General features: G+C 39.0%; 27 protein-coding genes and 1 other annotated feature. Of the genes, 18 read left to right on the top strand and 9 right to left on the bottom strand.

All coding sequences use genetic code 11. The annotated features are described in order from the left end of the window. The first annotated feature begins 543 nt into the window (after positions 1–543). From rpmH to P3U61_RS12140, 9 genes are all read left to right on the top strand, one after another. On the top strand, positions 544–681 hold the full coding sequence (gene rpmH, locus P3U61_RS12180) for a 50S ribosomal protein L34 (RefSeq protein ID WP_000240855.1): 138 nt from the start codon (positions 544–546) through the stop codon (positions 679–681). Positions 682–854: 173 nt separating this feature from the next. Then, entirely contained in the window at positions 855–1,202 is a 348-nt protein-coding gene (gene rnpA, locus P3U61_RS12175; RefSeq protein ID WP_015728500.1) for a ribonuclease P protein component, read from the top strand. A gap of 214 nt (positions 1,203–1,416) precedes the next feature. After that, on the top strand, positions 1,417–2,760 hold the full coding sequence (gene mnmE / locus P3U61_RS12170) for a tRNA uridine-5-carboxymethylaminomethyl(34) synthesis GTPase MnmE (protein WP_233276670.1): 1,344 nt from the start codon (positions 1,417–1,419) through the stop codon (positions 2,758–2,760). Between the two features lie 18 nt (positions 2,761–2,778). Further along, positions 2,779–4,653: a tRNA uridine-5-carboxymethylaminomethyl(34) synthesis enzyme MnmG gene (gene mnmG, locus P3U61_RS12165; protein ID WP_015728502.1), complete on the top strand. Its 1,875-nt coding sequence runs from the start codon at positions 2,779–2,781 to the stop codon at positions 4,651–4,653. Beyond that, the gene (rsmG, locus tag P3U61_RS12160; protein ID WP_063284535.1) at positions 4,654–5,373 is read left to right on the top strand and encodes a 16S rRNA (guanine(527)-N(7))-methyltransferase RsmG; all 720 of its coding nucleotides are present in this window, start codon (positions 4,654–4,656) and stop codon (positions 5,371–5,373) included. Positions 5,374–5,410: 37 nt separating this feature from the next. Further along, positions 5,411–6,262, top strand: coding sequence for a ParB/RepB/Spo0J family partition protein (locus P3U61_RS12155; protein ID WP_323695704.1), 852 nt, complete (start codon positions 5,411–5,413; stop codon positions 6,260–6,262). Positions 6,263–6,900: 638 nt separating this feature from the next. After that, the gene (locus tag P3U61_RS12150; protein ID WP_015728504.1) at positions 6,901–7,215 is read left to right on the top strand and encodes a hypothetical protein; all 315 of its coding nucleotides are present in this window, start codon (positions 6,901–6,903) and stop codon (positions 7,213–7,215) included. Between the two features lie 149 nt (positions 7,216–7,364). After that, positions 7,365–7,553, top strand: a complete 189-nt coding sequence (locus tag P3U61_RS12145) for a helix-turn-helix transcriptional regulator (protein WP_080552883.1) — start codon at positions 7,365–7,367, stop codon at positions 7,551–7,553. Between the two features lie 6 nt (positions 7,554–7,559). Continuing rightward, positions 7,560–8,063, top strand: a complete 504-nt coding sequence (locus P3U61_RS12140; protein ID WP_015728505.1) for a hypothetical protein — start codon at positions 7,560–7,562, stop codon at positions 8,061–8,063. Between the two features lie 63 nt (positions 8,064–8,126). On the opposite strand, the gene mhqD is transcribed toward P3U61_RS12140, so the two are convergent. The 4 genes from mhqD to P3U61_RS12120 form a co-directional block, all read right to left on the bottom strand. Next, a complete protein-coding gene (gene mhqD, locus P3U61_RS12135) occupies positions 8,127–8,714 on the bottom strand; it encodes a methylhydroquinone degradation carboxylesterase MhqD (RefSeq protein ID WP_014614947.1) in 588 nt (195 codons plus the stop codon). Between the two features lie 21 nt (positions 8,715–8,735). Continuing rightward, complete coding sequence (locus P3U61_RS12130) at positions 8,736–9,353, bottom strand: flavin reductase family protein (protein WP_014614946.1); 618 nt, start codon at positions 9,351–9,353, stop codon at positions 8,736–8,738. Between the two features lie 45 nt (positions 9,354–9,398). Beyond that, positions 9,399–10,361 (bottom strand): ring-cleaving dioxygenase, encoded by a 963-nt coding sequence (locus P3U61_RS12125; protein ID WP_014614945.1) that lies wholly within the window; start codon positions 10,359–10,361, stop codon positions 9,399–9,401. 82 nt (positions 10,362–10,443) lie between these two features. Continuing rightward, on the bottom strand, positions 10,444–10,869 hold the full coding sequence (locus P3U61_RS12120) for a MarR family winged helix-turn-helix transcriptional regulator (RefSeq protein WP_014614944.1): 426 nt from the start codon (positions 10,867–10,869) through the stop codon (positions 10,444–10,446). Positions 10,870–11,035: 166 nt separating this feature from the next. On the opposite strand from P3U61_RS12120, the gene P3U61_RS12115 reads away from it, so the two are divergent. Then, positions 11,036–11,311 (top strand): GNAT family N-acetyltransferase, encoded by a 276-nt coding sequence (locus tag P3U61_RS12115; RefSeq protein ID WP_014614943.1) that lies wholly within the window; start codon positions 11,036–11,038, stop codon positions 11,309–11,311. Positions 11,312–11,388: 77 nt separating this feature from the next. Here the strand turns inward: P3U61_RS12115 and P3U61_RS12110 are convergent, their stop codons facing one another. Further along, complete coding sequence (locus tag P3U61_RS12110; protein ID WP_014614942.1) at positions 11,389–12,306, bottom strand: DUF5996 family protein; 918 nt, start codon at positions 12,304–12,306, stop codon at positions 11,389–11,391. 745 nt (positions 12,307–13,051) lie between these two features. Here P3U61_RS12110 and ureE point away from each other — a divergent pair. From ureE to P3U61_RS12090, 4 genes are read left to right on the top strand one after another with little or no spacing between them, the layout of a single operon-like run. Next, a complete protein-coding gene (ureE, locus tag P3U61_RS12105; protein WP_096548391.1) occupies positions 13,052–13,507 on the top strand; it encodes an urease accessory protein UreE in 456 nt (151 codons plus the stop codon). Beyond that, positions 13,500–14,192, top strand: a complete 693-nt coding sequence (locus P3U61_RS12100) for an urease accessory protein UreF (RefSeq protein ID WP_014614940.1) — start codon at positions 13,500–13,502, stop codon at positions 14,190–14,192. The genes ureE and P3U61_RS12100 overlap by 8 nt, the downstream gene beginning before the upstream one ends. A gap of 12 nt (positions 14,193–14,204) precedes the next feature. Beyond that, positions 14,205–14,816 carry an urease accessory protein UreG gene (gene ureG, locus P3U61_RS12095; protein WP_014614939.1) on the top strand — a complete coding sequence of 204 codons (612 nt, stop codon included), beginning with the start codon at positions 14,205–14,207 and terminating at the stop codon, positions 14,814–14,816. After that, positions 14,816–15,649: an urease accessory protein UreD gene (locus tag P3U61_RS12090; protein WP_199613520.1), complete on the top strand. Its 834-nt coding sequence runs from the start codon at positions 14,816–14,818 to the stop codon at positions 15,647–15,649. The genes ureG and P3U61_RS12090 overlap by 1 nt, the downstream gene beginning before the upstream one ends. Before the next feature lie 685 nt (positions 15,650–16,334). Here the strand turns inward: P3U61_RS12090 and metE are convergent. From metE to P3U61_RS12070, 4 genes are read right to left on the bottom strand one after another with little or no spacing between them, the layout of a single operon-like run. Beyond that, a complete protein-coding gene (metE, locus tag P3U61_RS12085; RefSeq protein ID WP_100002416.1) occupies positions 16,335–18,578 on the bottom strand; it encodes a 5-methyltetrahydropteroyltriglutamate--homocysteine S-methyltransferase in 2,244 nt (747 codons plus the stop codon). After that, positions 18,572–20,413, bottom strand: a complete 1,842-nt coding sequence (locus P3U61_RS12080) for a bifunctional homocysteine S-methyltransferase/methylenetetrahydrofolate reductase (protein WP_014614936.1) — start codon at positions 20,411–20,413, stop codon at positions 18,572–18,574. The genes metE and P3U61_RS12080 overlap by 7 nt, the downstream gene beginning before the upstream one ends. Then, entirely contained in the window at positions 20,367–21,542 is a 1,176-nt protein-coding gene (gene metC, locus P3U61_RS12075) for a cystathionine beta-lyase MetC (protein WP_110178796.1), read from the bottom strand. The genes P3U61_RS12080 and metC overlap by 47 nt, the downstream gene beginning before the upstream one ends. Continuing rightward, complete coding sequence (locus tag P3U61_RS12070; RefSeq protein WP_140240682.1) at positions 21,529–22,641, bottom strand: PLP-dependent transferase; 1,113 nt, start codon at positions 22,639–22,641, stop codon at positions 21,529–21,531. Before P3U61_RS12070 ends, metC begins: the two co-directional genes overlap by 14 nt. Before the next feature lie 64 nt (positions 22,642–22,705). Beyond that, positions 22,706–23,020: a binding site (T-box leader), on the bottom strand. Between the two features lie 59 nt (positions 23,021–23,079). Here P3U61_RS12070 and P3U61_RS12065 point away from each other — a divergent pair. The 4 genes from P3U61_RS12065 to ychF all read left to right on the top strand — a co-directional run bounded on the left by P3U61_RS12065 (position 23,080) and on the right by ychF (position 26,308). Beyond that, a complete protein-coding gene (locus tag P3U61_RS12065) occupies positions 23,080–24,030 on the top strand; it encodes a ParB/RepB/Spo0J family partition protein (protein ID WP_140240681.1) in 951 nt (316 codons plus the stop codon). Positions 24,031–24,095: 65 nt separating this feature from the next. Then, positions 24,096–24,986 carry a mechanosensitive ion channel family protein gene (locus P3U61_RS12060; RefSeq protein WP_140240680.1) on the top strand — a complete coding sequence of 297 codons (891 nt, stop codon included), beginning with the start codon at positions 24,096–24,098 and terminating at the stop codon, positions 24,984–24,986. Positions 24,987–24,998: 12 nt separating this feature from the next. Then, positions 24,999–25,220 carry a DUF951 domain-containing protein gene (locus tag P3U61_RS12055; RefSeq protein ID WP_014614931.1) on the top strand — a complete coding sequence of 74 codons (222 nt, stop codon included), beginning with the start codon at positions 24,999–25,001 and terminating at the stop codon, positions 25,218–25,220. Beyond that, positions 25,211–26,308, top strand: a complete 1,098-nt coding sequence (gene ychF / locus P3U61_RS12050) for a redox-regulated ATPase YchF (RefSeq protein ID WP_014614930.1) — start codon at positions 25,211–25,213, stop codon at positions 26,306–26,308. The genes P3U61_RS12055 and ychF overlap by 10 nt, the downstream gene beginning before the upstream one ends. The last annotated feature ends 275 nt before the right edge of the window (positions 26,309–26,583 follow it).

Genomic DNA, 26,583 nt, shown 5'->3' with positions numbered 1-26,583 from the left:
TTTAACTCCATCTTCCTAAGTAAAAATTTTTGTTATACACAATATCCCCACCTGTGAATGACGTTAATCACAGGGTGTTAATAATTATCCACAATTTAATCACAAGCTGTGGATGAGTATCATTTGATTGTGAGTTATTCACAATATATTTGCGTACATTACATAGTATTCAACCTATGCAGAATAAGGGATTACACCACTTATCCACACAATTATACTTTTTCACAAGGGGTGATGTCAAACGGCTGTGAATATGTTGTTATCATCTTAAGTAACTTGTGCACATGAAAATGTTATCCACAATTTGAGTGACGAGGGATGTGAATAAGTGGACAACTTTTCAACAACGATTATCGATAATTATGAAAAAACCCACTTGATTTACAGAGATGATTTTGTTATATTGTAGTAGTTGCTTGAAATGTAGACGTTTCATTTTAGTAGAGAAATATCTATTTTGAACTTATTAAAAATGAAATTAACTTAATTTATCTATAATGACGTATTTAGATAATTGAATGAATGAAGATGGAGGTGTTTTGCATGGTAAAACGTACTTATCAACCAAATAAGCGTAAACATAGTAAAGTTCATGGTTTCAGAAAACGCATGAGCACTAAAAACGGCCGTAAAGTATTAGCTCGTCGTCGTCGTAAAGGTCGTAAAGTTTTATCAGCATAAGATCACTGACTCATTCAGTGGTCTTTTTTTTGAGTTAACGGCTATTGGATGAGACATGATTGAGCAATTGTGACGAATTAGAGAGGGCTAATGAAAAACGATGAAATTTGAGTGGTTGTCCTAATCACTATCCCGCTATTTTGGGCATTTTGAAGAAAGACGAGTGATGTACAATGGAAAAAGCATACCGAATCAAAAAAAATGCTGACTTTCAATTGATTTATCGCAAAGGTAAATCTGTAGCCAATCGCCAATTTGTCGTCTATACTTATGAAACTCAGACGTTAACACATTTTAGACTAGGCATCAGCGTCTCAAAAAAGTTAGGTAATGCTGTGACTCGAAATCGAATTAAAAGAAGCATAAGAGAGTGCTTTAAAGTGCACAAAGAAGACATCTTGCCGAAAGATATTATTGTGATTGCAAGATTTCCTGCGAAGACGATGTCGACAGCTGAAATTCAAAAGAGTTTAGAACATGTTTTAAAAATTGCGAAGGTCTTTAACAAACGAATAAAGTAGGGGAGATTTAGACTTCGGTTTGTGTGACTTCAGACAAACCGAAGTCTAACTTCTAATAATGAATAAAGCAAACTTTCATTAAATACCGCAAATAAAAAACATGTGATTCGCAATAGATTGAGAAACATTTTAGAATATGAAAAGGAATATTGTGTTAAAGGGAGGTACGTCAATCGTGGAACAACTGGATACGATAACGAGTATATCAACACCAATGGGGGAAGGGGCAATCGGTATTGTCCGTTTATCAGGTCATGATGCGGTCGAGATTGCAGATAAGCTATATAAAGGCAAGCATCTGTTAAAGGATGTCCCGACGCATACGATTAATTATGGTCATATTATTGATCCAGAAACTGAAGAAGTCGTTGAAGAGGTGATGGTGTCAGTATTACGCGCACCACGTACGTTTACACGAGAAGATATCGTGGAGATTAACTGTCATGGTGGTATTCTGACAATCAACCGCGTACTTGAATTAACGATGACATATGGCGCAAGAATGGCTGAACCCGGTGAATATACGAAGCGTGCTTTCTTAAATGGTCGTATCGATTTATCACAGGCGGAAGCGGTCATGGACTTTATTCGTTCTAAAACTGACCGGGCGTCTAAAGTAGCAATGAATCAAATTGAAGGGCGTTTAAGTGACTTAATTAAGCGTCAACGTCAATCGATTTTGGAGATTTTGGCACAAGTCGAAGTGAATATCGATTACCCTGAATATGATGATGTAGAAGACGCGACAACTGAGTTTTTATTAGAACGTTCACAAGAGATTAAACTAGAAATTCAAAAGTTACTCGACACAGGTGTACAAGGTAAAATTATGCGTGAAGGTTTATCTACAGTCATCGTCGGTAAGCCAAACGTCGGGAAGTCTTCGATGTTGAACAATCTGATTCAAGATAACAAAGCGATTGTGACGGAAGTTGCTGGGACAACGCGTGACGTGCTCGAGGAATATGTCAATGTCCGCGGTGTACCGTTAAGATTAGTTGATACAGCCGGGATTCGTGAGACAGAAGATATTGTCGAACGTATCGGTGTGGAACGTTCGCGTAAAGCTTTAAGTGAAGCGGACTTAATTTTATTCGTTTTAAACTATAACGAACCATTAACAGAAGATGATCGTAAATTATATGAAGTGATTAAAAACGAAGATGCGATTGTCATTATTAATAAAACTGATTTAGAACAACGCTTAGACCTTGCAGAAGTGGAAAAAATGGTAGGAGACATGCCAATCATTCAAACTTCGATGCTCCAACAACAAGGGATAGACGAGTTAGAAATACAAATACGTGATTTATTCTTTGGTGGAGAGGTACAAAGCCAAGATATGACGTACGTGTCTAATTCACGCCACATTTCATTATTAAAGCAAGCTAAAAATGCAATACAAGATGCGATTGATGCTGCAGAAATGGGTGTCCCAATGGATATGGTACAAATCGATTTAACGCGCACATGGGAAATTTTAGGTGAAATTATAGGTGAATCCGCAAGTGAAGAATTGATTGATCAACTGTTTAGTCAATTCTGTCTCGGAAAATAATTTTTGGAGGTTAACGAAATGGTAAAATCATTCGACGTGATTGTAGTAGGCGCTGGACATTCTGGTATTGAAGCTGGACTCGCATCAGCGCGACGTGGCGCACATACGCTCATGCTGACAATCAATTTAGATAATATCGCATTTATGCCATGTAACCCATCAGTAGGGGGACCTGCGAAAGGGATTGTCGTGCGAGAAATCGATGCGCTCGGTGGACAAATGGCGAAAACAATCGATAAAACACATATTCAAATGCGTATGTTGAACACAGGTAAAGGGCCAGCTGTTCGTGCATTACGTGCCCAAGCAGACAAAGTGCTATATCAACAAGAAATGAAACGTATTTTAGAAGATGAAGATAACTTAGAAGTCATGCAAGGAATGGTAGACGAACTGATTATCGAAGACGGAGAAGTGAAAGGTGTCCGTACGAATATCGGTACAGAATATCGCGCAAAAGCGGTTATTTTAACGACAGGTACATTTTTACGTGGTGAAATTATTCTCGGTAATTTGAAATATTCAAGTGGTCCAAACCATCAATTGCCATCGATTACACTTGCAGATCATTTACGCGAACTTGGATTTGAAGTCGTGCGTTTCAAAACAGGAACACCACCACGTGTGAACGCCAAAACAATTGATTATAGTAAAACAGAAATTCAACCTGGTGATGATGTCGGTCGTGCATTCAGTTATGATACGACAGAATATATTTTAGATCAGCTCCCATGTTGGTTGACGTATACGAATGGCGAAACACACCAAGTGATTGATGATAACTTGCATTTATCCGCGATGTACTCAGGTATGATTAAAGGAACAGGACCGCGTTATTGCCCATCCATTGAAGATAAGTTTGTGCGTTTTAATGATAAGCCAAGACATCAACTTTTCCTTGAACCAGAAGGCCGTAATACAAATGAAGTTTACGTCCAAGGATTGTCAACAAGCTTACCTGAAGAAGTGCAACGTCAAATGTTAGCGACGATTCCAGGTTTAGAAAAAGCAGACATGATGCGTGCAGGTTACGCGATTGAATATGACGCACTCGTACCAACACAATTATGGCCAACGCTTGAAACGAAAATGATCAAAAATCTTTATACAGCAGGTCAAATTAACGGAACATCAGGCTATGAAGAAGCGGCAGGTCAAGGTTTAATGGCCGGAATTAATGCAGCAGCGCGTGTGTTAGGTAAAGAGGAAACGATTTTACGCCGTTCAGATGCGTACATCGGTGTGTTAATTGATGACCTTGTGACAAAAGGAACGAATGAACCGTATCGTTTATTGACATCTCGTGCCGAATATCGTTTGCTATTACGTCATGACAATGCAGATTTACGTTTAACAGACTTAGGTCACGAGTTAGGTTTAATTTCTGATGAACGTTACGAAAGATTTAATACGAAGCGTCAACAAATTACTGATGAAATGGCACGTTTAGAACAAATTCGTGTTAAACCGAGCGAACGTGTACAACAAATCATTGAAGAAAAGGGCGGTTCTCGTCTTAAAGATGGTATTTTGGCGAAAGAATTGCTACGTCGTCCAGAAATGACTTATGAAACGATTATTGAGATTTTAGAGGAAGAGCGTCAATTGCCGGCAGATGTTGAAGAACAAGTTGAAATTCAAACGAAATATGAAGGTTACATCACGAAGTCATTGCAACAAGTAGATAAAGTGAAACGTATGGAACAAAAGAAAATTCCGGAAGACTTGGATTACAGTCAAATCGACAGTCTCGCAACGGAAGCGCGTGAAAAGTTAGCTGAAGTGAAACCGTTAAACATCGCACAAGCGTCACGTATTTCTGGTGTCAATCCAGCCGATATTTCGATCTTATTAGTCTACTTAGAACAAGGCAAAATTCAAAGGGTGAAATAAATGAGCGTAGAATGGTTAGCGACACAATTAAGTGAGCACGGAATCACTTTATCCGAGCATCAAAAGCAACAATTTGAAAAATATTATGAAATGCTTGTAGAATGGAATGGGAAAATTAATTTAACAAGTATTACTGAAAAGCATGAAGTGTATTTGAAACATTTTTATGATTCCATCACGCCGAGCTTTTATCATGATTTCAATCAGCCACTCAACTTGTGTGACGTGGGTGCAGGTGCAGGGTTTCCAAGTATTCCATTGAAAATTATCTTTCCAGAAATTCATGTAACCATTGTTGATGCATTGAACAAACGCATTCAGTTTTTAAATCAATTGGCAGAAGTGTTAGAATTGGAAGGTGTCCGATTTGTGCATGATCGTGCAGAAACATTTGCGAAGAATGAAGACTACCGGGCGTCTTTCGATGTTGTCACAGCAAGGGCTGTCGCACGTATGACAGTGTTGAGTGAACTCTGCATTCCATTAGTGAAAAAGCATGGTGTCTTTTTGGCATTGAAATCTTCAAAAGGTCAAGAAGAGTTGGAAGAAGCACGCTTTGCAGTAGGTGTATTAGGAGGACGCATTGAGCGAGTCGATACTTTTGATTTACCGGAAGATGCAGGTGAACGTCAAATTGTAACGATAGAAAAACGTAGTCAAACGCCTAAAAAATATCCGCGTAAACCGGGAACGCCAAACAAATCACCACTTGTTGAATAAAGCATGGATTATGGAATATTAAAGGGAGAGAATAAACATGAAGAAACCCTTTTCTAAGTTATTTGGTTTAAAAAATAAAGACGACCTATTAACCGTGACAGATGAAGACAAAAAGGGCATGCAATCGATCAATATTGAAAAAATCGTACCTAATCGATACCAGCCGCGTCAAAAGTTTGATACAGCACGTATTGAAGAACTGGCCGAGTCGATTCGCGCACACGGTTTACTCCAGCCGATTGTTGTACGTCCGATTGAAGAAAATATGTATGAAATCATTGCAGGTGAACGCCGTTTTCGTGCCTTGCAAATGAATCAAATGACAGATGCGGAAGTACTCGTGCGTCATTTAGATGATGAGGAAACAGCTGTTGTTGCACTGATTGAAAATATACAACGTGAAAACTTATCAGCTGTAGAAGAAGCAGAAGCCTACAAAAAATTACTAGCGTTTGAAGGCATTACACAGGCCGAACTCGCTAAAAGTGTTGGAAAGAGTCAAAGTTTCATCGCGAATAAGTTACGTTTGTTGAAGTTAACGCCTGTCGTATTGGAAGCGGTCCGTGAACATCAAATTACAGAGCGTCATGCCCGTGCACTCGTTGGCCAAACGCCTGAATTTCAAGAAGAGATGCTCGGTGTAATTTTGAAAGAGCAATTGAATGTGAAACAAACCGAGGAGCGTTTGAAGGCAACAACCGTTAAAGACGATGTGGTGGAAGAGAAAGTCGTGGCGCGTCCTCCTGAATTTGCACAAGATGTCTCTGAAGCCCGTGACATTATTGCGGATAGTTTGATGGAAATCCGTGCGAATGGAATTCGGTATGAACAGAAAGAAAAAGAGCATGAAGATTATGTGGAGATTCAGATCCGATTGTATCGTAAGTGATTGTTATTGAGGTGTGAGCAAAGACTGCTTGCACCTTTTCTTTTTGGCTCTCAGAAGTCTTACACGGTTCTCGTAATGTAGGCGTTGATGCATATTCTAATAATTGAATATCAAACAGTTTGTAAATAAACGTATGTTTAGGGGAGTCTCACGTACGTCTAATTTTATTAATAGAAAAACAGCACACAAGAAAAAAATGGTATTTCTGTTTGCTTAGATTCACTTATGTCTGTAATTAGAGTAATATTGCAATTATGTGAGGAGGCGTCTTTATTTTATTACTATTTATTATAATGACAATACTATTAAGTGTATTTGTTACAAATGAAGTGCAGAATAGCCAAATTAGTAAATTAGGATTTTTATCGATTATCATGCTGATTATTTCAGTGTTGTATCTAGTTGTATATTTGATGAAAATTTTATAAAGGAAGTATAATATTTATTTTGTTAGTACGTCTCTGAGTGTAAAAAATACTAATTCAGAATCTAGTATATAAAACGAACTGATAAAAAAGCATTGTTTACCAGTTTCCTACTTTTCTAGCTGTATGAATATTTCAGTCTCAGGGGCTATGACATTTATTACCAACTCGGATATAGTAGTATTATCTTGTTTGACTAAAGGAGTTACAACGATGACGCGCAAAAAAGTTACACTGATTGCGATAGCGGTATTATTGGTGACTATGGTGGTCTATATTTCAATAAGTTTAATCAATTTGAATCAAAAAGAAGATTATTATGGTCAAGTGACGCATAAACATGACAGTATCGCTTTGTATTCCGAAAATGATAAGCATACGGTATATTTAGATAAAGATATTGAACAAATGAAAGAGGGCGACTGGATTAAAGTGACGATGACCGATCAAAAAGGCGTTATTTTGAATGTCGAACCTATAGCTGAAAATGATGTTCCGAATAAAGTATTAACAACAATAAAAGGTTAGTTCTATATCTATGCGTAGGATCAAGTGAACGATGGATGCTTGGTCATACGCATTTTTTTATTGTATGTGTCATTTATATTTGACATCCTCCTAAAAATCTCTTAATATAAAAGTACAATATATATGACATTCCAAAAGGGGCATACATGATGAATCGATTGGTGGAATATAGGAAAAAATGTGGGATTTCCCAATTAGAATTGTCTCGAAAAGTAGGCGTCTCAAGACAAACGATTAATTTGATTGAAAATAATAAGTACAACCCGTCCCTGAAGTTATGCATTAGCATTTGTTTAACATTAGGTGTTACGTTGAATGATATTTTTTGGGAGGACTGAGATGACATGATGGATAACAAAAAGCGCTTCATGAATCGCATGTTAGGTTTCGTGCAAGGTCGAGATGAGAGAGAAGAACAATTGATTAATGAAAAAATGAAGTACTTATTTTTGAGCTCTTTTTGGATACTTTTATTATTCCTTTTTATTAGTCTTGCTGTTGATGCATATCAAAATACATTGAGCGTTGGAACTATTTTAATACTCGTTCTAGCATTGTTTAACGCTGTATCTGTTTTAATTACTTTGAAGAAGTCTGATGTATATAAAGAAGTGGTTTATAGCGAAGAAGCATATCACGCTGTGTTGAAAAAAATAAGATTTCAATCCATTTTTGCGAGTGTGTTGTTCCTTGTAATGTCGTTGTTAATCAATATATTGTTTGCATTTCTTTCACACCAACGACTTAATTTTGCAGAGGTTAACTTTTTAGGCTGGTTGACTGGAAGTGTGCTATTTGGTATTACTTCCTACTATTATGCTAAAAGTAAAATTACTATAGAAAAATAACCATTTCAAAATTAGCATCAAAAAAAGAGCCTAGGCGATAAGCACCTAAGCTCTTTTTCGTACTTATAATGTTTCTTTCGCTGCTAAAACTGTACCTTGTGTCAATTCGTGGCTGTTGACCCAGTACTCAGTCACATCAGCACCGCGGTCTTTGAAAATAGCGCGGACATGTTCGCTCTCTGAAACAGGGACGATTGGGTCGTTTTTACCCATAGAGAGATAGACAGATTTACCTGATAAGTCAAGATTTTCTGGTACTTCTAATGGATAAAGTGGTGCGAATAATAAGCCTTTTTTGTATGGCATATTTTCTTCTAACATTAAGCTAATCGCAATGTTGGAGCCGTTTGAGAAGCCAACTAAAACGACTTTATCTAAGTCGAAGTTATATTGGTTTGCTGCACTTTCAAGGAATTCGTGCAATTCAGTTGTTCTAAATTTCAAGTCTTCTACATCGTATTGGCCTTCACCGTGACGTTTGAAGAAGCGGTTCATGCCGTTTTCTGATACGTTTCCACGTACGCCTAACACGTTGTATGATGGGTCTAGCATTTCTGCAACGGGTAATAAATCGTGTTCGTCTCCACCTGTACCGTGTAATAAGACAAATGTAGGCTGTGATGGTTCACCTTGTTTAAAAATATGTTCCATAATATTTCACCTCTTTTATAATTATCGGGGTCTTTTAATTGTAAATGTTTCGCCGAGACGCGCATAATTGTCGCCAGCAAGTCGGCTCACAGGTTGAACGTTTTCTACATCTACATACCCTTTTTCTAGATCAAATAAATCTTCATCTATATAAACCTTTTGAATTTCAAGTAATAACAAATCGTTCGTGTTTTCATTGCGATCATTTTTAATTTCAACGTGCTGATAGAGCTTGACTTCAAATCGGATACTGCTTTCATTCAAGCTAGGCACGTTGACCATTTCCGAATCTGTCGTTGTAAATGTCGTATGATCCAATTCGCTTTCATCAGGAGGTAGCAGGGCAGCCGTTTGATTCGCATTCGCAACGTTAGCTTCAGTGACGACATGTACGACTGCTTCTTTCGTCGTTAAGATATTGCGCGCAGTGTCTTTCATCGCGCCTTCTTTACGATTGACTGCTACCGACAATAGTGCCGGTTCTGAAGAGACAATATTGAAAAAGCTGAACGGTGCAATATTGAGAAGACCTTCCTCAGACTGACTCGTAATTAATGCGATAGGTCGAGGCACAACAGAACCGATTAAAAATTTATACATTTGTTGCTTTGATAATTCAGATGCGTAAAAAGCGTACATGATCGCCCTCCATTCTCATATCACTTTTGCATATGACTGTGTCTCTTATTTTGTACTACGCGTTGTGTCAAATGGGCGTACTTCAGATTCGATGTACTCTCTTTGATCTTCTAAGAATGGTGGTAATGATAAAGTTTCCCCTAAAGTTTCGTATGGTTCGTCACCCATGAATCCAGGACCGTCAGTTGAAAGCTCGATTAAGATATGACCCACGCGAGTGTAAAGTGCTTTGAAGTAGAAACGGTCTACAATACCAGAGCTTCTTACACCTAATTCATTGTATCTTTCGAACCATTCTTCAATTGCTTCGTCATTTTCTACACGGAATGATACGTGATGCACTTGACCGTAACCTGGACGGCTTTCTGTTGTTTCGTCTTTACGTAAGATAACTTGACCGCCGTTACCGCCCTTACCTACTTCTAAAAGTGTTACATTTTCTTCTTCTTTGATAGGTTTCATACCATAAAGGTCCATTAATGCTTGTTTGAACTCATCATAGTAGCTAACTGTAATTTCGATTGGGCCTAAACCGTAAATGGCTTTGTCTTGAGGCACAGGACCATTTTTCCATGCGACACCTGGTTCAACACCTGTATTATTTTCATCTGAGAAGAGTTGATATCTTTGACCGTCTTCTTCTTCAAAACGTAATACTTTAGTACCGAATACTGTGTCGATGTCGTCGTGTTTAACACCAAACTCGTCGAAACGCGCTTTGTAGTATTCTAAAGCTGCATCGTTTGGTACACGGAAACCAGTACGACTGATTGAGTTTGTACCTGGTGCGCCTTTAGGGTTGTTTGGGAAATCAAAGAATGTCATATCTGTACCAGCGTGACCTTCATCATCAGCGAAGAAAGTGTGGTACGTATAAATGTCATCTTGGTTTACTGTTTTTTTAACAAGTCTCATACCGAGCACATCAGTAAAGAAGTGATAGTTACGTTCTGCATCATCTGTCATTGCTGTTACGTGGTGGATACCTTTTAATGGATATTGTTTCATTTTTAAAAACTCCCTTTTAAATTAATAGTCTCTAATGCAATTACCATATTGCATGAAATACGTGGACACTGCTCAGTTCATACTATGGCTGTGTACTTAATGTTTTTAAAACTTGTTGTAAAGTGTTTAATTCTTCATCTGTCAGGACTGAAAATACAGTCTCAATAGCTTGTGCATGTTCTGGGAAGATTTTTTCCATGAGCTGCTGGCCTTTGTCAGTCAAAGCTACATAACTTACGCGTTTATCTTTATGACATTGTCGTCGTTTTAAATAGCCCTTTTGTTCTAAAGAATTAACAACATAAGTAGTGCTGCTACTGGCAATCAAAATGCGTTCTTGAATTCGTTGTATACTTTGTTCACCTTTATTGTACAAAAGTTCAAGTACAGCGAACGCAGTGACACTAAGGCCGTACGATTTGACATCATTGCGAATCGTCTTATCAATCATGTCATTGGTTCGTTTGATGCCGATTAATGTTTTGAGTGCGGTTTCTGTTCTCTGCAAATGCCAACACCTCCTTTTATTTCGAATTCGAGGCAATTATAACGTGGAAAGAAAACTTTGTAAAGCAATAAGTTTAATTTTTATACCAGAGAGCCAAATGCTTTGATATGTACATTGAAAAGTTTATAATGGGCGGTGAACGATAACTATTTGAGGAGGCATAATGATGGCAGAAGTTAAAAAAGGGCATAATAAGTATTATGTAGGTGATTCAGAGAGTAATCCTGAAGCAATCATGACTTATGTACCAGGGGGAACTCAAATTATCATCGACCATACAGTAGTTGGGGATTCACTAAGAGGTCAAGGTGTAGGCAAACAACTTGTAGAAGCTGCAGTAAAGGATGCGCGTGAAAACAATTTCAAAATTCATGCTACATGTCCTTTCGCAAAAAGCGTATTAGAGAGAACACCTGAATACCATGATGTATATGGTGGATAATAAAATATTAGAATGAATAAGGCGAGGGTCTCATCAAGAAATATGAGATTCTCGCCTTTTTATAAGATTGCATTTACTTAATGTGCATATGGCATTTTTTGAATTTGATTTTCATTCATTTTTAATGGAACATGATAGTGGTGACAGTTTTCCCAAGATAAATGAGACTTGAATATCTCAAAACCTTGATTGAAGAATGTTGACAGTGTCTCCAAGGTTTCTGGTGTCATGGCATTCATTTCGTAAATCAATTCAGTGAGTTGTTTGTCAAAGTAGGCTTCTGAAATCAATGGTTGATCGAATGTAAATGATTTGTCTACGAAAGGATAAGGTAAGATAAAGAATGTAGGACCTTCGAATCGATCATCCCCAAACCAGAAACCAAACTCGATAAAGTGTTCATCAAAAGCAGCATATTCAATGACTTGGTTCGGCTCGAACATTTCGTGGAAAGAGTTGTAATGGACTAAACAAGAGATGTCAAAAGTCCCCCAGAAAAGTCCTGGTTTAATTTTGCGTGCACGATAAGGTGCGATGAAATACTGAAGCGCTCGCGTTGCAAATGACATTAACTTCAATACTTCTTTACTGATTGCTTCATTGTAATGGTGGCGTTTTGTATCTTGAGAGAATAAAGTTGTATCTGCCACTTCTTGAGGGCGTTCATTAATAGTGACCTCTATCCCATGACGATGTAAGGCGTCTTGAATTTGTTCATAATAACTTTGAATTGTAACACCATCTTTTAATGGAATGGTCTCTTCACCGTTATTTGTTTCAATCAAAATTAGATGTTTAACAAGGTTGACACTTACACTATATGTGGAGGATTGATAAAATAATAATCCAGTAGAAAATCCTGTTGTTGTAATATCTAAAATGACATGCCCCCATTGTGGTTCTTGAAAGGCACTCGCGAGTTTATGTTTACCTAGAATTTGTGCTAAACGATGAAGTGTTTCTTTTTCATCCTTCCATTCTGCAAGCTTTAACATGATGCATACCTCCAATTTCATTATTGTTTAGTTGTGTATCGTATGAAATAACGATAACTCAAATTTTTCTTCAATTAAAAATTGATAATTCTAATTATACCTATTATACAATTAGATATGATTTTATAACAATAAAAGTGGCTAAGCGAGTAATAGGAGGAAAATTAAGAGCAGAGTCACATTTGTATAGTAGGATCTTTGTTAATGTTTACATCTTTATTGATTTTTGGTGAAACATTCTCATTATCATACTATTGTGTGGCCAATATATTGTTTTAGTGTAATGAAGTTATTATTACAATGGTACTTCCTATAATATAGCTCATTTTTTATAAGTAAGTGCATATGTAATTATTCAAACCAGTAGTGATACGTGTGAGTGTACTTTTCATCAATACTATATCTGAGTTGCATCACTTTATCTCAAAAGTAAAAAGGGGTGCTTTTTTATGAGGGGAGAACGATATAAGTGGGATATAATAATGAAGGTTCTGTTGGTCAATTGCTTACGTTTCAATACTGAAATATGATAAAGTATTAAGTAACTAAACATCGAACTTTGTTTTTTCATGGCGAGTATAGAGCGATATGTTATCATTGAATAATATTTGGTCGTTGATAGTACTTCTAGGTAAATTACTAAATGAGACACATTGACGCACTATCTAGTTTGCTAGAAATGTACACGTCATGAAAGAGGCATTCATTGGTGTGATTTATCGCTATTCAAGGAGATGACAGAGATATGATAGTAGAAGAAATTCAAGGTAACATCGCCAATTTATCTCAAGAGGACAAAAACATACACATTGAAAAAGTATACTTAGAAAACTCAGATTTAGTGAAGCGTATTCAGCGTGTCACGTCAGATCATGGAACTGAAATTGGGATTCGTCTGAGTCAACCGATCGACTTACAATATGGAGACATTTTATATCGTGATGATAAAAATATGATTATTATTGATGTGAATTCCGAAGATATTATTGCGATTAAACCACGTACGATGAAAGAGATGGGGGATATCGCACATCAACTTGGTAACCGTCACTTGCCAGCGCAGTTTACAGATGATAATGAAATGTTGGTACAGTATGATTACTTAGTTGAAGATTTATTGAAAGGACTCGGTATTCCTTATCAGCGTGAAGATAGAAAGGTCAACCAAGCCTTTAAACATATAGGACATTCTCATGATTAATCAAGCCTATTTAAAGCTTTTTCAATTTTGTGATTCTCAATTTCCGACAGGTGCGTTCAGTCATTCTTTCGGGTTAGAGACGTATATTCAACGTGGAGATGTTCATGACGGGGCTTCATTTCAAGCCTGGTTAGAGGTATTTTTGAAAGAGCAACTTACATATACAGATGGTTTGGCGATGCGTCTCGTGTATGAAGCAATCGAAGCGAATGATACGGCAGCGATTGAGCGACTAGATCAGTTGCTGTTTGTGCAAAATATTCCGCGAGAAACGAGAAATGGGACGAAACAAATGGGGAAACGGATGATTCAGCTTGCGCGTATGATTTACCATGAAAATCAATGGTTGGACTGGTACGGTGAAAAGGCCGCAGCATATGAGTTGCATACCCATCCGGCAGTCGTGTTTACGTTGTTAGGCTATCACTTAGGGATTGAAATTGAAAAAATTATTGATTATTACTACTACCAAAATGTTTCAAGCTTAACACAAAATGCTGTGCGTGCGATACCGTTAGGGCAAACAGAAGGACAAACAATCGTAGCTGACATGATTCCATTTATTACGACAACACGTGAGGGCGTGATGCAATTGGATGAAGCGGATTTTGGTTTGACAGCACCTGGTATCGAGATGAATCAGTTGGAACATGAAAATGTAGATGTACGTATTTTTATTTCATAGGAGGAATGGAGCATGAAACCGATTAAAATTGGTGTAGGTGGACCTGTTGGCGCGGGGAAAACACAACTTATCGAAAAACTTGTAAAACGTCTATCTGAGGAGAAAAGCATTGGCGTTATTACGAATGATATTTATACAAAAGAAGACCAAAAAATCTTAGTTAACTCAGGCGTGTTGCCAGAAGACCGTATTATCGGTGTGGAAACAGGGGGTTGCCCGCATACAGCGATTCGTGAAGATGCTTCCATGAACTTCGCGGCGATTGATGAACTCATGGAGCGTCATTCAGATATTGAACTGATTTTTATTGAGTCTGGTGGTGACAACTTAGCAGCAACATTCAGTCCAGAACTGGTTGATTTTTCAATTTATATTATTGACGTCGCGCAAGGTGAAAAGATTCCGCGTAAAGGTGGTCAAGGCATGATTAAATCTGACTACTTTGTGATTAATAAAACAGATTTAGCGCAATATGTAGGGGCTTCATTAGAACGTATGGCTGAAGATACAGAGAAATTCCGTAAAAATCGTCCGTTCGCATTTACAAACTTAAAAACGGATGAAGGTTTAGATGATGTGTTAAATTGGATTAAAAAGGACATCTTTTTTGAAGGGTTAGCGTAATGGCAATTTCTAAATGGACAGGTGAGTTAGATTTAACCTTTAAACATGACGGTAGACGTACTGTAAATGGGAAAACGTATTTCCAAGGTGGGCTTAAAGTCATTCGGCCCACTTATTTAAATGGAAGTCCTCATCCGACGATGTTTTTGATTAACTTAGGCGGAGGATTCGTGGACGGTGACCGATACCGCATGACTGTCCACTTTGAGCCACGTACGCATGCGATTTTAACGACTCAAGGTGCGACAATTGTTTTTAAAACATTGGAAGATAAAGTCGAGCAGTACCAAACGTTTCAACTCGATGACGAATCATTTATGGAATTTATTAGTGATCCGATTATTGGTTATTCAGAGGCGAAATTCTATCAAGCCAATCAATTCCATTTGAGTCCGACTGCTTCGATGTTTTATACCGATATTTTAACACCAGGTTATGATAAAGAAGGGCGCCAATTTAATTATCATTACTTACACCTCAAAAACGAAATTTATGTGGACGAAAAACTGGTCGTATTTGATAATTTGAAGTTAGATACGCAGAAAAATAAAGTGACGCATATGGGCTATATGGAAGGGTTCACACATATGGCTTCTTGTTTTTATATTAGCCCAGCTGTCAATCAGAAAGTCGTTGAAGCGGTACAAGAAGTGGTGACACCTTATATCGATGAACATTGTCGTGTCGGTGTGACATTGCTTCCGACTCATGGTTTAACATTTCGTATTTTAGCCTATTCTACAGACGTCATTCAACGTGTCATTCATGCTGTACATCAATATGTTATGGAAACGTACCATGAAGAAGACGCACAATTTTTAAGAAAATATTAAAGTAATGGAATACATTATATAAAAAGCTTCTTTCCTCAATTGAAATGGGAAGAGAAGCTTTTTGTGTTGTATGGAAGTCTCGAGGGGGTCTTAAAACAACCATTTTTCTATATTTGTCCTCTTTGATATGAATGATGCCTTTTGCGATTGCCTCTATGGATTCGCGTTCCCAGGGGACTTGCCTCAACTAAATTTGGCTTTTTAAATTGTACATTTGATGGAAGTCAAATTGGATTTTGGGAGCAGTACAGAAATCGCATGTGTCACAAAGATTTCGTCGTACTGCCCCCGCAAGGATGACTAGACTTCTCAAAAGTATATGCATTGAGAAGTCAGACAGCTACTGCGTTAAACAGTAGCCACTATCAAAGTTAAATGACGTTATTTTGTTTTCAACTTCATCCCTCGGGAGTCTCATCCACTTTGGCAATCTTGCATTTAAATCGTGAATCAATGAAGACAAGTTTTTGTAATTAAGCAAATCCAAACATCATATGACAAATTAAGCTGAATTGATGGATTATTTTAATACAACTTATACACATAAAAGAATAGGAAAGGTTGAGAAACAAATGTCTCAACGTCTGTCCTATTTTTTATTGAAGATGATTGTGTTCTCAATGGCGAGTATAATCGAAAGACTTCAATCTCATTGCTCTCTGGCTTTGAAAGCGTGTCCTTACTATTAATTCGCCTCGACAGCTTCTTGACGTAATTTGCGTGCGCTATTCACCAACACTGTCAATGCGGCTTTCACTTCATCTTCTTTACGTGTTTTGAGACCACAGTCTGGATTGACCCAGAATAATGAACGGTCGATTTGTTGTAAACCACGTTCAATTGCTGTCGTAATTTCTTCTTCTGTCGGAATACGTGGGCTATGAATGTCATAAACGCCTAGACCGATACCTAAATCATAATCGATGTCTTCAAAGTCTTTAATGAGGTCACCATGGCTACGAGAGGTTTCGATTGAAATGACGTCTGCATCTAAGTCGTGAATCGCATGGATGATTTGTCCAAATTGCGAATAGCACATATGTGTATGAATTTGTGTTTCATCCGTCACAGAAGATGTCGCAAGTTTGAAGCTATGCACGGCTTTTACTAAGTAATCTTCGTGGTATTCTTTCCGCAATGGTAAGCCTTCACGCAATGCTGGTTCGTCGACTTGAATCACTTGGATGCCTGCTTTTTCTAACGCTAACACTTCTTCATTAATCGCAAGCGCAATTTGATCTTGAACGGTTGAGCGAGGGATGTCCACGCGTTCGAACGACCAGTTTAAGATGGTTACAGGGCCTGTCAGCATCCCTTTCACTGGCTTGTCCGTTAAGCTTTGTGCGTATACGGTTTCATCAATTGTTAATGGTGCTGTCCATTTTACATCTCCGTAAATGATTGGAGGTTTTACCGCACGTGAGCCGTATGATTGTACCCAGCCAAATTTCGTTACGAGGAAGCCGTCTAACTTTTCACCAAAAAATTCAACCATGTCATTACGTTCAAATTCACCGTGAACAAGGACGTCTAAACCGATATCTTCTTGAATTTCAATCCAACGTTTAATTTCATCTTGTACGAATTGACGGTACGCTTCATCAGTAATACGGTTATTTTTCCAATCTGCACGCTGTTTACGCACTTCTGGTGATTGTGGGAATGAGCCAATCGTCGTTGTCGGTAAATCTGGCAAGTTTAAGCGTTGCTGTTGCACGACTTTACGCTCAGAGAAAGCTGAAGCACGTTTCGCACGAACACTCTCAAAGTCATACTCAAGGTTTTTGAAGGCTTGGCTTTGGAAACGTATATATTGCGCATGTAATCGGTCATATGCTTCAGTATCGTTGCCATTCACAGCACGTTTCAATGCATCCAACGTTTCTAATTTTTCTGTCGCAAAGCTTAAACCGTCACGGATGTCATCTTCCAACACTTCATCTTCTAATGAAACAGGGACGTGTAATAATGAAGAAGATGGATTGATATATAAGTCGTCGGAATATTGGGATAATTTTTCGATTAAAGCTTTCTTCGCTTCAACATCTGCAGCCCATACATTTCTACCGTCGATGATACCCGCAAATAATGTTTTTGAACGGTCGAAGTCGCCATTTTCGATTTGTTGTAAATTGTAGCCGCGATCATGTACAAAGTCTAATCCAAGACCTTTGACTGGTAATGCACTTAAAAACTTCACATTTGCACGCTCGAAATATGTTTGAATGACTAACGATTTTGCGACGTCAGCTTCCGCAAATGCCTCGTAAGCTTCACGTGTAATGGCTTCTAATTCAGCCGCTTTATCTGTCACTAAAATCGGTTCGTCAATTTGAATGAGTTCTGCCCCTGCATCGATAAGTGATTGTAATACTTCAACGTAAAGTGGTAATAACGTACGTACTTTGTCTTCAAATGATTGATCGCCACCTTTAGAAAGTGCTACGAATGTCACAGGACCAACGATGACAGGGTGTGCATTAATATTGAGCGCTTTTGCTTCATTAAAACGTTCTAATAAACGGTTACGGTTCACGCGAGGTGTCACATTGTCCCATTCAGGTACGATATAGTGATAGTTTGTGTTAAACCATTTTACGAGTGCGCTTGCGACGTGGGATTTGTTACCGCGTGCGATGTCGAAAAGGAGATCGTCATCTACGTCACGGTCTTGGAAACGTGTCGGGATAATATTAAACAATAAGGATGTATCCAAAATGTGATCATATAATGAAAAATCGCCTACTGGTACGCTATCCAGATTGTAGTTTTGTTGTAGTACTAAGTTCGAACGGTGCAATTGTTGTAACGTGTCGTCTAATTCAGCTTTTGTGATTTTGTTGTTCCAGTAGCTTTCAATAGCTTTTTTCCATTCACGTTTGTGTCCAAGTCTTGGGAATCCTAAGTTTGTTGTTTTAATTGTCATAATATCGCCTCCTGATGGGATGTTGTAATAGATTTTGAATAAGCTGCAAGTTCTAATGAGTAATCAATACGTTCAAATGGTGTAATTAAATAAAGACCATTGAAATACGTATGGACGGTGTCGATAAGTGATTTGCAAAGGGACAGGCTCAGTTCATACGTTGCTTGTCTATCATTCGCAACAGCTTCAAACTGTGCGAGTACATCGTCTGACATTTTGATACCAGGGACTTCATGATGTAAAAACAATGCATTTTTGTAACTCGTAATCGGCATAATCCCAATGAAAATAGGGACATCGAGATGCTTTGTCGCTTCGTAAATCTCGACAATTTTTTCTTTTGTGAAGACTGGCTGTGTAATAAAGTAATGCATGCCACTTTTAATCTTTGTTTCCATTTTACGTACAGCAGCTTTGATGTTGCTTACATGTGGATCAAAACCACCCGCAATGTTGAACTGTGTGGCGACTTTTAATGTATCGCCGTCTGTATTCACCCCTTTATTAAATCTAAGTGCAAGTTCGGTTAATCCTTTTGAATTTACGTCGTACACATTTGTTGCGCCGGGGAGATGACCGACTTTCGAAGGGTCTCCAGTAATCGCTAAAATTTCATTTACCCCGATTAACGATAAACCGAGGAGGTGAGATTGGAGTCCAATTAAGTTTCGATCTCGGCACGTAATGTGGACGAGTGGCTCGATGTTGAATTGTTGTTTGATTAAACTCGCGGCTGCAATATTCGATACGCGAACCGTGGCTAAAGAATTGTCCGCTAGCGTTACAGCGTCAATTTGTGCGTCATCTAGAGCTTTGACGTTTTGGAAAAATTTCGTCGTATCGAGATGTTTTGGTGTATCAAGTTCGACGATGATAGTCGGTCGTTCTCGTACACGCATTGCCAAATTTTGACGTGTTGGCTTCGGTGCTTCTGACGTTGGTTTTTGATGGATCGGAATCACTTTTTTCTCTTTGATTGGCTTTAACCCTTGCACTGCTGCTTTAATTTTACGAATATGCTCAGGGGTTGTACCACAACAGCCACCGATAAGCTGGACCCCTTCTTGAATGAGTTGCTCCGCGGTCTCACCAAAGTATTGCGCGTTGTCACTATATTTAAAGGTTTGCTGATCGATATCGAGTAAGCTCGCATTCGGATAGCACGACAAGTAAGCGTTGTCTGGCAATTCGATATGACCAAAAGTACGTTTCATATGATGTGGGCCGTGGTGACAATTCAACCCGACAATGTCTGCACCTGCTTCGACCAATTGTTGTAATGCGCTGTTGATTTCCTTACCATTCACTAAATAATGTGTGTTGGAAGCGGTCAGTTGTGCAATAATCGGAATGTCATACTTTTGTCGTGTTTGCTTAATCGCATTCAGTAATTCTTCATCATCGTAATATGTTTCGAATAACAGGCCATCGACACCTTCAGCCACGAGTGTATCGACTTGAATGTCAGTATGATATTGAATAGCTGACAGTGACAGTTCGCCTTGTTTTGTACTTCTAAAGCCACCAACCGTTCCTAAGATGAATGTGTCAGGTCCTGCAGCGCGTTTAGCAATGGCTACAGCAGCTTGATGAATCGCTTTAACTTGATGTTCCAATCCGAACTGTTGTAACTTTTCAAAGTTGGCACCGTATGTATTCGTTTGAATGACATCTGCGCCGGCTTGAATATACGACCGATGAATGCTTTCAACTTTGTCAGGATGCGTCAAATTGTAAGCTTCAGGACAAGTGTCTAAGCCTTCTGAGTATAAAATCGTCCCCATCGCACCATCAGCGACGAGAATATTGTTTTTCAGTGCGTTCAGTAGTCGACTCATAGGATCCCTCCTTTAATGCTTGATCGAGGTCGGCGATTAATTCGTCAGCATCTTCCAACCCAACACTCAATCGAAATAGTCCGAACGTAATGCCACGCGCTTCTCGAATCTCTTGAGGGATGGCGGCATGTGACATCGTATAAGGGTGTGAAAGAATCGTTTCTACACCGCCGAGACTGACTGAGACGAGTGGTAAAGTGAGCTGATCGACAAATCGTTGCGCATAAGTTTCATCTCTTAAACGGAAGCCAATGACAGCACCTCCGTGTTTTGCTTGGCTGAGGTGTACGCTATTGTCTCCTGGATAGTACACTTGCGCAATCGCCGGATGTGCTTCTAAAAAATGATAAATCTGTTGTGCACTTTTGACAGATTGTTCATAACGGACGACAAATGTTTTTAGGTGTTGTGTCAATGTCCAACTATCATATACGGACAAAGCGGTTCCCGTGCCGTTTTGTATTAAATACAGTGCTTCAGCGAGTGTGTCATCATTTGTAATAACTGCCCCTGCAATGAGATCGCTATGGCCGCCTAAAAACTTCGTCGCGCTATGAATGACGATATTTGCACCGAGCGCCAGTGGATTTTGGCAAAGTGGCGTCATAAACGTATTGTCCACCGCTACTAAAATGTCGTGTGCTTGGGCTATATGAACGACTTTTCGAATATCTGTAATTTTGAACAGCGGGTTCGACGGTGTTTCTACATAGATGAGCCGTGTATTGGGGCGAATCGCTGCACGAATTTCTGCCACATTTTCAGCATTCACTGTTGTAAATGTCAGGCCAAAGCGCGATAAAATTTGCTCTGTAAGTCGAAACGTCCCACCATACACATCATCCGGTAAAATGACGTGGTCGCCTGCTTTTAAAGTTAAAAATACAGCCGTAATCGCGGCGATACCAGAGTTGAATGCGAACGCACGCTTTCCGCCTTCCAGTTGTGCGAGTTTCGTTTCGAGTAATTCGCGGTTAGGATTGCCACTCCGCGCATAATCATAAGGAACAGCCTCGCCTAATCGTTGTTGGTGATACGTCGATGCATAATATAGCGGTTGATTGGCGCATTGATACGCGACACCACGTTGTGTATCATGAATCAGTTCAGTTTGTTTAGAACGTGTCATCTGTGCTCACCTCTTTTGATTTTTCGAGTGCTTGAATGAAATCTTGTTCAATATCTTCGTAAGCTTCAATACCAATCGAAAGTCGAATTAAGTGTTGGTCAATGCCACGACGCTCCTTTTCCTCATCTGGCATATCGATGTGCGTTTGTGTATAAGGGAAAGTGACAAAAGTTTCTGTGCCACCCAAACTTTCTGCAAAACGCAATACTTTCAGCTGTCGCAACAATTGATCGACGCTATAACCAGGCTCGAGACGTAAACTTAACATGCCTGTTCGTCCGCAATAGAGCACGTCTTGGATGCCTGTCAAATCTTCACATGTAGCTGCAAATCGTTGCGCATTTTGTTGTGACCGTTCGACGCGAAGATGCAATGTCTTTAATCCACGTAACAATAAGTAACTGTCAATCGGTGAAAGTGTCGCACCAATCATGTTGTGAAATTGGCCTAACTTTTCTGCAAGGTCTGCGTCTTTCACAGTGACGACGCCAGCAAGGACATCATTGTGCCCACCGATATATTTCGTCGCTGAGTGTAACACGATATCTGCACCATCGAGTAAAGGTGTCGACAAATAAGGTGTGAGAAATGTATTGTCGACAATCGTTAATAACGCGTGCTCTGCTGCTATGTCATAATAAGGTGTCAAATCAATTTCAATCATCAACGGATTCGAAATCGGTTCAATAAATAAGGCTTTCGTTTTCGGTGTGATGGCAGCCTTTACAGCGTCTGTATTTTCAAAATCGATGTAGTGAAAGTGAATACCATATTGTGTTTCGTAAAATTCAAATAGTCGAAATGTGCCGCCGTATAAGTCAAACGAGACAAGTATTTCATCACCGGGCTTGAAAAGGTTACAGACCAATTGGATGCTCGCCATGCCACTTGCCGTCGCAAATGATGCGATACCGCCTTCAAGTCGCGCAAATGCATCTTCAAAAGCTTGTCGCGTCGGGTTTTTAGTTCGTGTGTAGTCAAATCCCGTTGATAGTCCGAGTCCTTCATGTTGGTATGCCGTAGAGAGATAAATTGGATTTGCGATAGCACCAGTGTTATCTTGAGTCAACGCAATTTGTGCCAGTGTTGTTGCTTTCATCAGTTCAACCTCCTCTTCAAAAATAAAAAAGCTTCCGTCCTTTAGATCCAATAAGATATTAGATATAAAGGACGAAAGCTTGTTCGTGGTACCACCTTTGTTCGTGACATGATTGCTCAAATCACCTCTTCCAGTACGCGAAATTGTGTGCACAGTAAAGCGTATGATAGATACGGAATGTGAGGGATATCTTTGGAATACTTTACCGTGCCACAAAATGTGAATACTGAGTCGCTATAACGGGCGAACCCGGTGATACCTCATATCGGTACCAACACTCCAAGGCCATTTTCAAACGTGCTTTCAATACCTTCTCTCAGCGAACGAAGGCTCTCTGTAAATGCAGGGGACATTTTACTTTCCTTTTTATAGTGTTTAGTCGTATGACGTTGTACTTTGATAAAACACACTTTACACGAAGTCAAAAAGGTTGTCAATATGTTTTCTGAAAATTTAGAAGAGAAAGAAATTGTACATCTGTCAAAATCATGGAGAAAAGCTTGTGTCTCAATGGTGCAAACAGTAAAATGGAATGGTAAAAAAATTGAAAGGTTGGTGAGAAGGATGACTGAAAAATGGCAAAGTCAACAAAATGATTCCGAGCAAGTTCAACGACTGGCATTGACGGAAATTAGACCGAATCCGTACCAACCTCGCAAAACGTTTGATGCTGAAAAGTTAACAGAACTTGCGCAATCGATTGCACAGCATGGCGTGTTGCAGCCCATTATCGTAACGCAAGCGATCAAAGGGTATCATATCGTAGCGGGTGAACGCCGTTACCGGGCAAGTCTTGAGGCAGGCTTAACGGACATCCCAGCTATTGTTAAACCATTTTCAGATGGTGAGATGCGCGAACTGGCGATTATCGAAAACTTACAGCGTGAAGATTTAAATGCATTAGAAGAGGCAGAAAGTTATCAACAGCTGATGCAACATTTGACTCTGACACAACAAGAGATCGCGGCACGGTTAGGCAAATCAAGACCGTATATAGCGAATATGTTGAGACTACTTAAGTTACCTGTTAAGATTAGGACTTTAATAAGAGAAGGCCAACTTTCAGGCGGACACGGGCGCACACTACTCGCACTCAAAACACCGGAAACGATGGTACACTACGCAAAGTTAGCCATCCGGGAGTCTTGGAGCGTGAGATATTTGGAACAACGCGTCGCTGAACATACAGGCAGCACGCAACAAGCGACCACGCGTCAACAGTATACGACGAAAAAGCCTGCACTGATTCGCCAACATGAACAACAATTAAAAGAACAATATGGTACAAGTGTAGAAATTACGACGAAGAAAAACGTAGGCGAGATTACTTTTACATTCCACTCTGAAAGTGACTATCGCAGACTGATTCAATTGCTTAAAAACATGTAATGGCGAAAAGGGCACAGGCATCAACATACATCACTCAAGATGATGCATAGAGAAGGGAGTTACTTATGAATCAATTAGAAGCGATATTAAAAAGTATGGTTCAACCGTTATTAGATCCAGAAACATATTCCAACCTTTTAACGAAATTGATTATCGTTTTAATATATGTGTTGGCGGCTTTTATCGTTGTTCGTATTTTAAACAAAGTCATCGCACAATTTTTTAAAGTCAACAATCGTTCAGGTAAATCAACGCGTGCGAAAAGGTCAAAAACATTAATTACACTTGTTCAAAATGTCGTTGGCTATATCGTATGGTTTATTACTTTGACAACAGTATTGAGCAAATTTGGCATTAGTGTTGAAAGTATTTTAGCAGGGGCCGGCGTTGTAGGTTTAGCAATTGGTTTTGGTGCACAAACCCTCGTGAAAGACGTCATTACAGGATTTTTTATTATATTTGAAAATCAGTTCGATGTCGGGGACTATGTGAGCATTAAAAACAACAGTGCACCGATTGCGGAAGGAACGGTCAAATCGATTGGTCTACGTTCGACACGCATTTTATCGTTTACAGGTGAGCTTTCGATTATTCCAAACGGGACGATGAGCGAGGTGACCAACTTCTCAGTAACGAATGGTGTCTCCATTATTGATATTCCAGTGTCAATTCATGAGAAAATTGACGATGTAGAGAAGAAAATGAATCTCTTCTTAAAAACGATTCCTAAAAAGTATGATATTTTTATCGAACCCCCTGAAGTATTAGGTGTCGATAAATTCAACAGCTATGAAGTGATGATTCGTGTGGCGGGTGAAACGTTGCCGGGTGAAAGCTTTGGTGGCTCACGTATTTTACGCCGCGAGTTAAAAGAATTTCTACAATCTGAAGGTATTGAAGCACCAATGCCAACACTTGTCCAGTTATATCAAGGACAACAAAACAAGGAAGCATAGAGGTGAAATTGAGTGGCTTCAAATTATGAATTAAATGATATAGTAGAGATGAAGAAGCAACACGCATGTGGAACAAATCGCTTTAAAATCATTCGTATGGGTGCGGACATCCGTATCAAATGTGAAAATTGTCAGCGCAGTATTATGTTACCACGTCAAACTTTCAACAAAAAAATAAAAAAAGTACTCGAAAAAGCGAGTTCAAATGAGAAGGAGAATGAAACATGGCTTTAACAGCTGGTATTGTCGGCTTACCTAACGTCGGAAAATCAACTTTATTTAACGCAATTACAAAAGCAGGTGCACTTGCTGCCAACTATCCTTTCGCAACGATTGATCCAAACGTCGGCATCGTTGAGGTACCTGATACACGTTTAACACAATTAGAAGCAATCGTAAATCCGAAAAGAACGGTACCCACAACGTTTGAATTTACAGATATTGCCGGTATCGTGAAAGGCGCTTCAAAAGGAGAGGGGCTTGGAAACAAATTTTTATCACATATTCGCGAAGTTGACGCCATTTGCCAAGTTGTGCGTGCATTCGATGATGAAAATGTGACACACGTTGCAGGACGCGTGAACCCGATTGAAGATATTGAAGTGATTAACATGGAGTTAGTATTAGCGGATTTAGAATCTGTTGAAAAACGTTTGCCACGTCTAGAGAAAATGGCGAAACAAAAAGACAAAACAGCCGTGAATGAAGTGCGTATTTTAACAAGAATTAAAGAAACACTTGAAAATGGGCAACCTGTCCGTAGTTTAGAATTTAATGATGAAGATCAAAAGTATGTGAATCAAGCGCAATTGTTAACATCAAAATCGATGTTATATATCGCAAACGTTGGTGAAGATGAAATTAATGACGTAGAAAATGATAAAGTGAAAGCGATTCGTGAGTATGCGGCACAAGAAGATTCAGAAGTGATCGTCATCAGTGCCAAAATCGAGGAAGAGATTGCGACATTAGACGAGGAAGATAAAGCGATGTTCTTGGAAGAATTAGGGATTGAAGAGCCTGGTTTGAATCGTTTAATCCGTAAAACATATGATTTATTAGGATTGGCGACGTACTTTACAGCAGGTGTGCAAGAAGTGCGTGCATGGACGTTTAAGGAAGGGATGACGGCGCCACAATGTGCGGGTATCATTCATACAGACTTTGAACGTGGTTTCATTCGTGCTGAAGTGACGAGCTACGAAGACTTCGTTGCACATAATGGTGAACAAGGTGCAAAAGAAGCGGGGAAAATGCGCTTAGAGGGTAAAGACTATATCATGCAAGATGGCGATGTCGTGCATTTCCGTTTTAATGTGTAGGTGTGTCTCATAAGAGCTAAAATGTTGAGTTACTCAGCATTTTAGCTCTTATTTTTTGGATGTTGGGAATGATGTCTTCTGTTGAGTGTGTAGAACATGATTACTATTACTTAGAGTAGATAGGAAAGTGTGATTTATATGATAAGCAAGTTATTTTTAAAAAATATCAAGTGGTTAGAATGATTTTATATAAAAATGATGAATTTTAATGTATTTTGTGAAAAAAGTGATAAAATTTATGTGATTCGTGTTGTGAAAAGTAAACAACGATGAGA

Origin of the sequence: Staphylococcus pseudintermedius (assembly GCF_034042775.1) — a bacterium.
Classification (GTDB): Bacteria; Bacillota; Bacilli; order Staphylococcales; family Staphylococcaceae; genus Staphylococcus; species Staphylococcus pseudintermedius.
This window is presented reverse-complemented; position numbering and strand designations above follow the sequence as displayed.

What these genes read in the sequence shown, in the direction of transcription:
- P3U61_RS12130 (WP_014614946.1), bottom strand. Translation starts at nt 9,353, where the DNA reads ATGTACGCTTTTTACGCATCTGAATTATCAAAGCAACAAATGTATAAA.
- P3U61_RS12065 (WP_140240681.1), top strand. Translation starts at nt 23,080, where the DNA reads ATGTTTTCTGAAAATTTAGAAGAGAAAGAAATTGTACATCTGTCAAAA.
- mnmG (WP_015728502.1), top strand. Translation starts at nt 2,779, where the DNA reads ATGGTAAAATCATTCGACGTGATTGTAGTAGGCGCTGGACATTCTGGT.
- P3U61_RS12150 (WP_015728504.1), top strand. Translation starts at nt 6,901, where the DNA reads ATGACGCGCAAAAAAGTTACACTGATTGCGATAGCGGTATTATTGGTG.
- rpmH (WP_000240855.1), top strand. Translation starts at nt 544, where the DNA reads ATGGTAAAACGTACTTATCAACCAAATAAGCGTAAACATAGTAAAGTT.
- P3U61_RS12090 (WP_199613520.1), top strand. Translation starts at nt 14,816, where the DNA reads ATGGCAATTTCTAAATGGACAGGTGAGTTAGATTTAACCTTTAAACAT.
- ychF (WP_014614930.1), top strand. Translation starts at nt 25,211, where the DNA reads ATGGCTTTAACAGCTGGTATTGTCGGCTTACCTAACGTCGGAAAATCA.
- ureG (WP_014614939.1), top strand. Translation starts at nt 14,205, where the DNA reads ATGAAACCGATTAAAATTGGTGTAGGTGGACCTGTTGGCGCGGGGAAA.
- metC (WP_110178796.1), bottom strand. Translation starts at nt 21,542, where the DNA reads ATGACACGTTCTAAACAAACTGAACTGATTCATGATACACAACGTGGT.
- rnpA (WP_015728500.1), top strand. Translation starts at nt 855, where the DNA reads ATGGAAAAAGCATACCGAATCAAAAAAAATGCTGACTTTCAATTGATT.
- P3U61_RS12125 (WP_014614945.1), bottom strand. Translation starts at nt 10,361, where the DNA reads ATGAAACAATATCCATTAAAAGGTATCCACCACGTAACAGCAATGACA.
- mhqD (WP_014614947.1), bottom strand. Translation starts at nt 8,714, where the DNA reads ATGGAACATATTTTTAAACAAGGTGAACCATCACAGCCTACATTTGTC.
- P3U61_RS12080 (WP_014614936.1), bottom strand. Translation starts at nt 20,413, where the DNA reads ATGAGTCGACTACTGAACGCACTGAAAAACAATATTCTCGTCGCTGAT.
- P3U61_RS12060 (WP_140240680.1), top strand. Translation starts at nt 24,096, where the DNA reads ATGAATCAATTAGAAGCGATATTAAAAAGTATGGTTCAACCGTTATTA.
- rsmG (WP_063284535.1), top strand. Translation starts at nt 4,654, where the DNA reads ATGAGCGTAGAATGGTTAGCGACACAATTAAGTGAGCACGGAATCACT.
- P3U61_RS12145 (WP_080552883.1), top strand. Translation starts at nt 7,365, where the DNA reads ATGAATCGATTGGTGGAATATAGGAAAAAATGTGGGATTTCCCAATTA.
- P3U61_RS12140 (WP_015728505.1), top strand. Translation starts at nt 7,560, where the DNA reads ATGATGGATAACAAAAAGCGCTTCATGAATCGCATGTTAGGTTTCGTG.
- P3U61_RS12070 (WP_140240682.1), bottom strand. Translation starts at nt 22,641, where the DNA reads ATGAAAGCAACAACACTGGCACAAATTGCGTTGACTCAAGATAACACT.
- P3U61_RS12155 (WP_323695704.1), top strand. Translation starts at nt 5,411, where the DNA reads ATGAAGAAACCCTTTTCTAAGTTATTTGGTTTAAAAAATAAAGACGAC.
- P3U61_RS12100 (WP_014614940.1), top strand. Translation starts at nt 13,500, where the DNA reads ATGATTAATCAAGCCTATTTAAAGCTTTTTCAATTTTGTGATTCTCAA.
- mnmE (WP_233276670.1), top strand. Translation starts at nt 1,417, where the DNA reads ATGGGGGAAGGGGCAATCGGTATTGTCCGTTTATCAGGTCATGATGCG.
- P3U61_RS12115 (WP_014614943.1), top strand. Translation starts at nt 11,036, where the DNA reads ATGGCAGAAGTTAAAAAAGGGCATAATAAGTATTATGTAGGTGATTCA.
- ureE (WP_096548391.1), top strand. Translation starts at nt 13,052, where the DNA reads ATGATAGTAGAAGAAATTCAAGGTAACATCGCCAATTTATCTCAAGAG.
- P3U61_RS12110 (WP_014614942.1), bottom strand. Translation starts at nt 12,306, where the DNA reads ATGTTAAAGCTTGCAGAATGGAAGGATGAAAAAGAAACACTTCATCGT.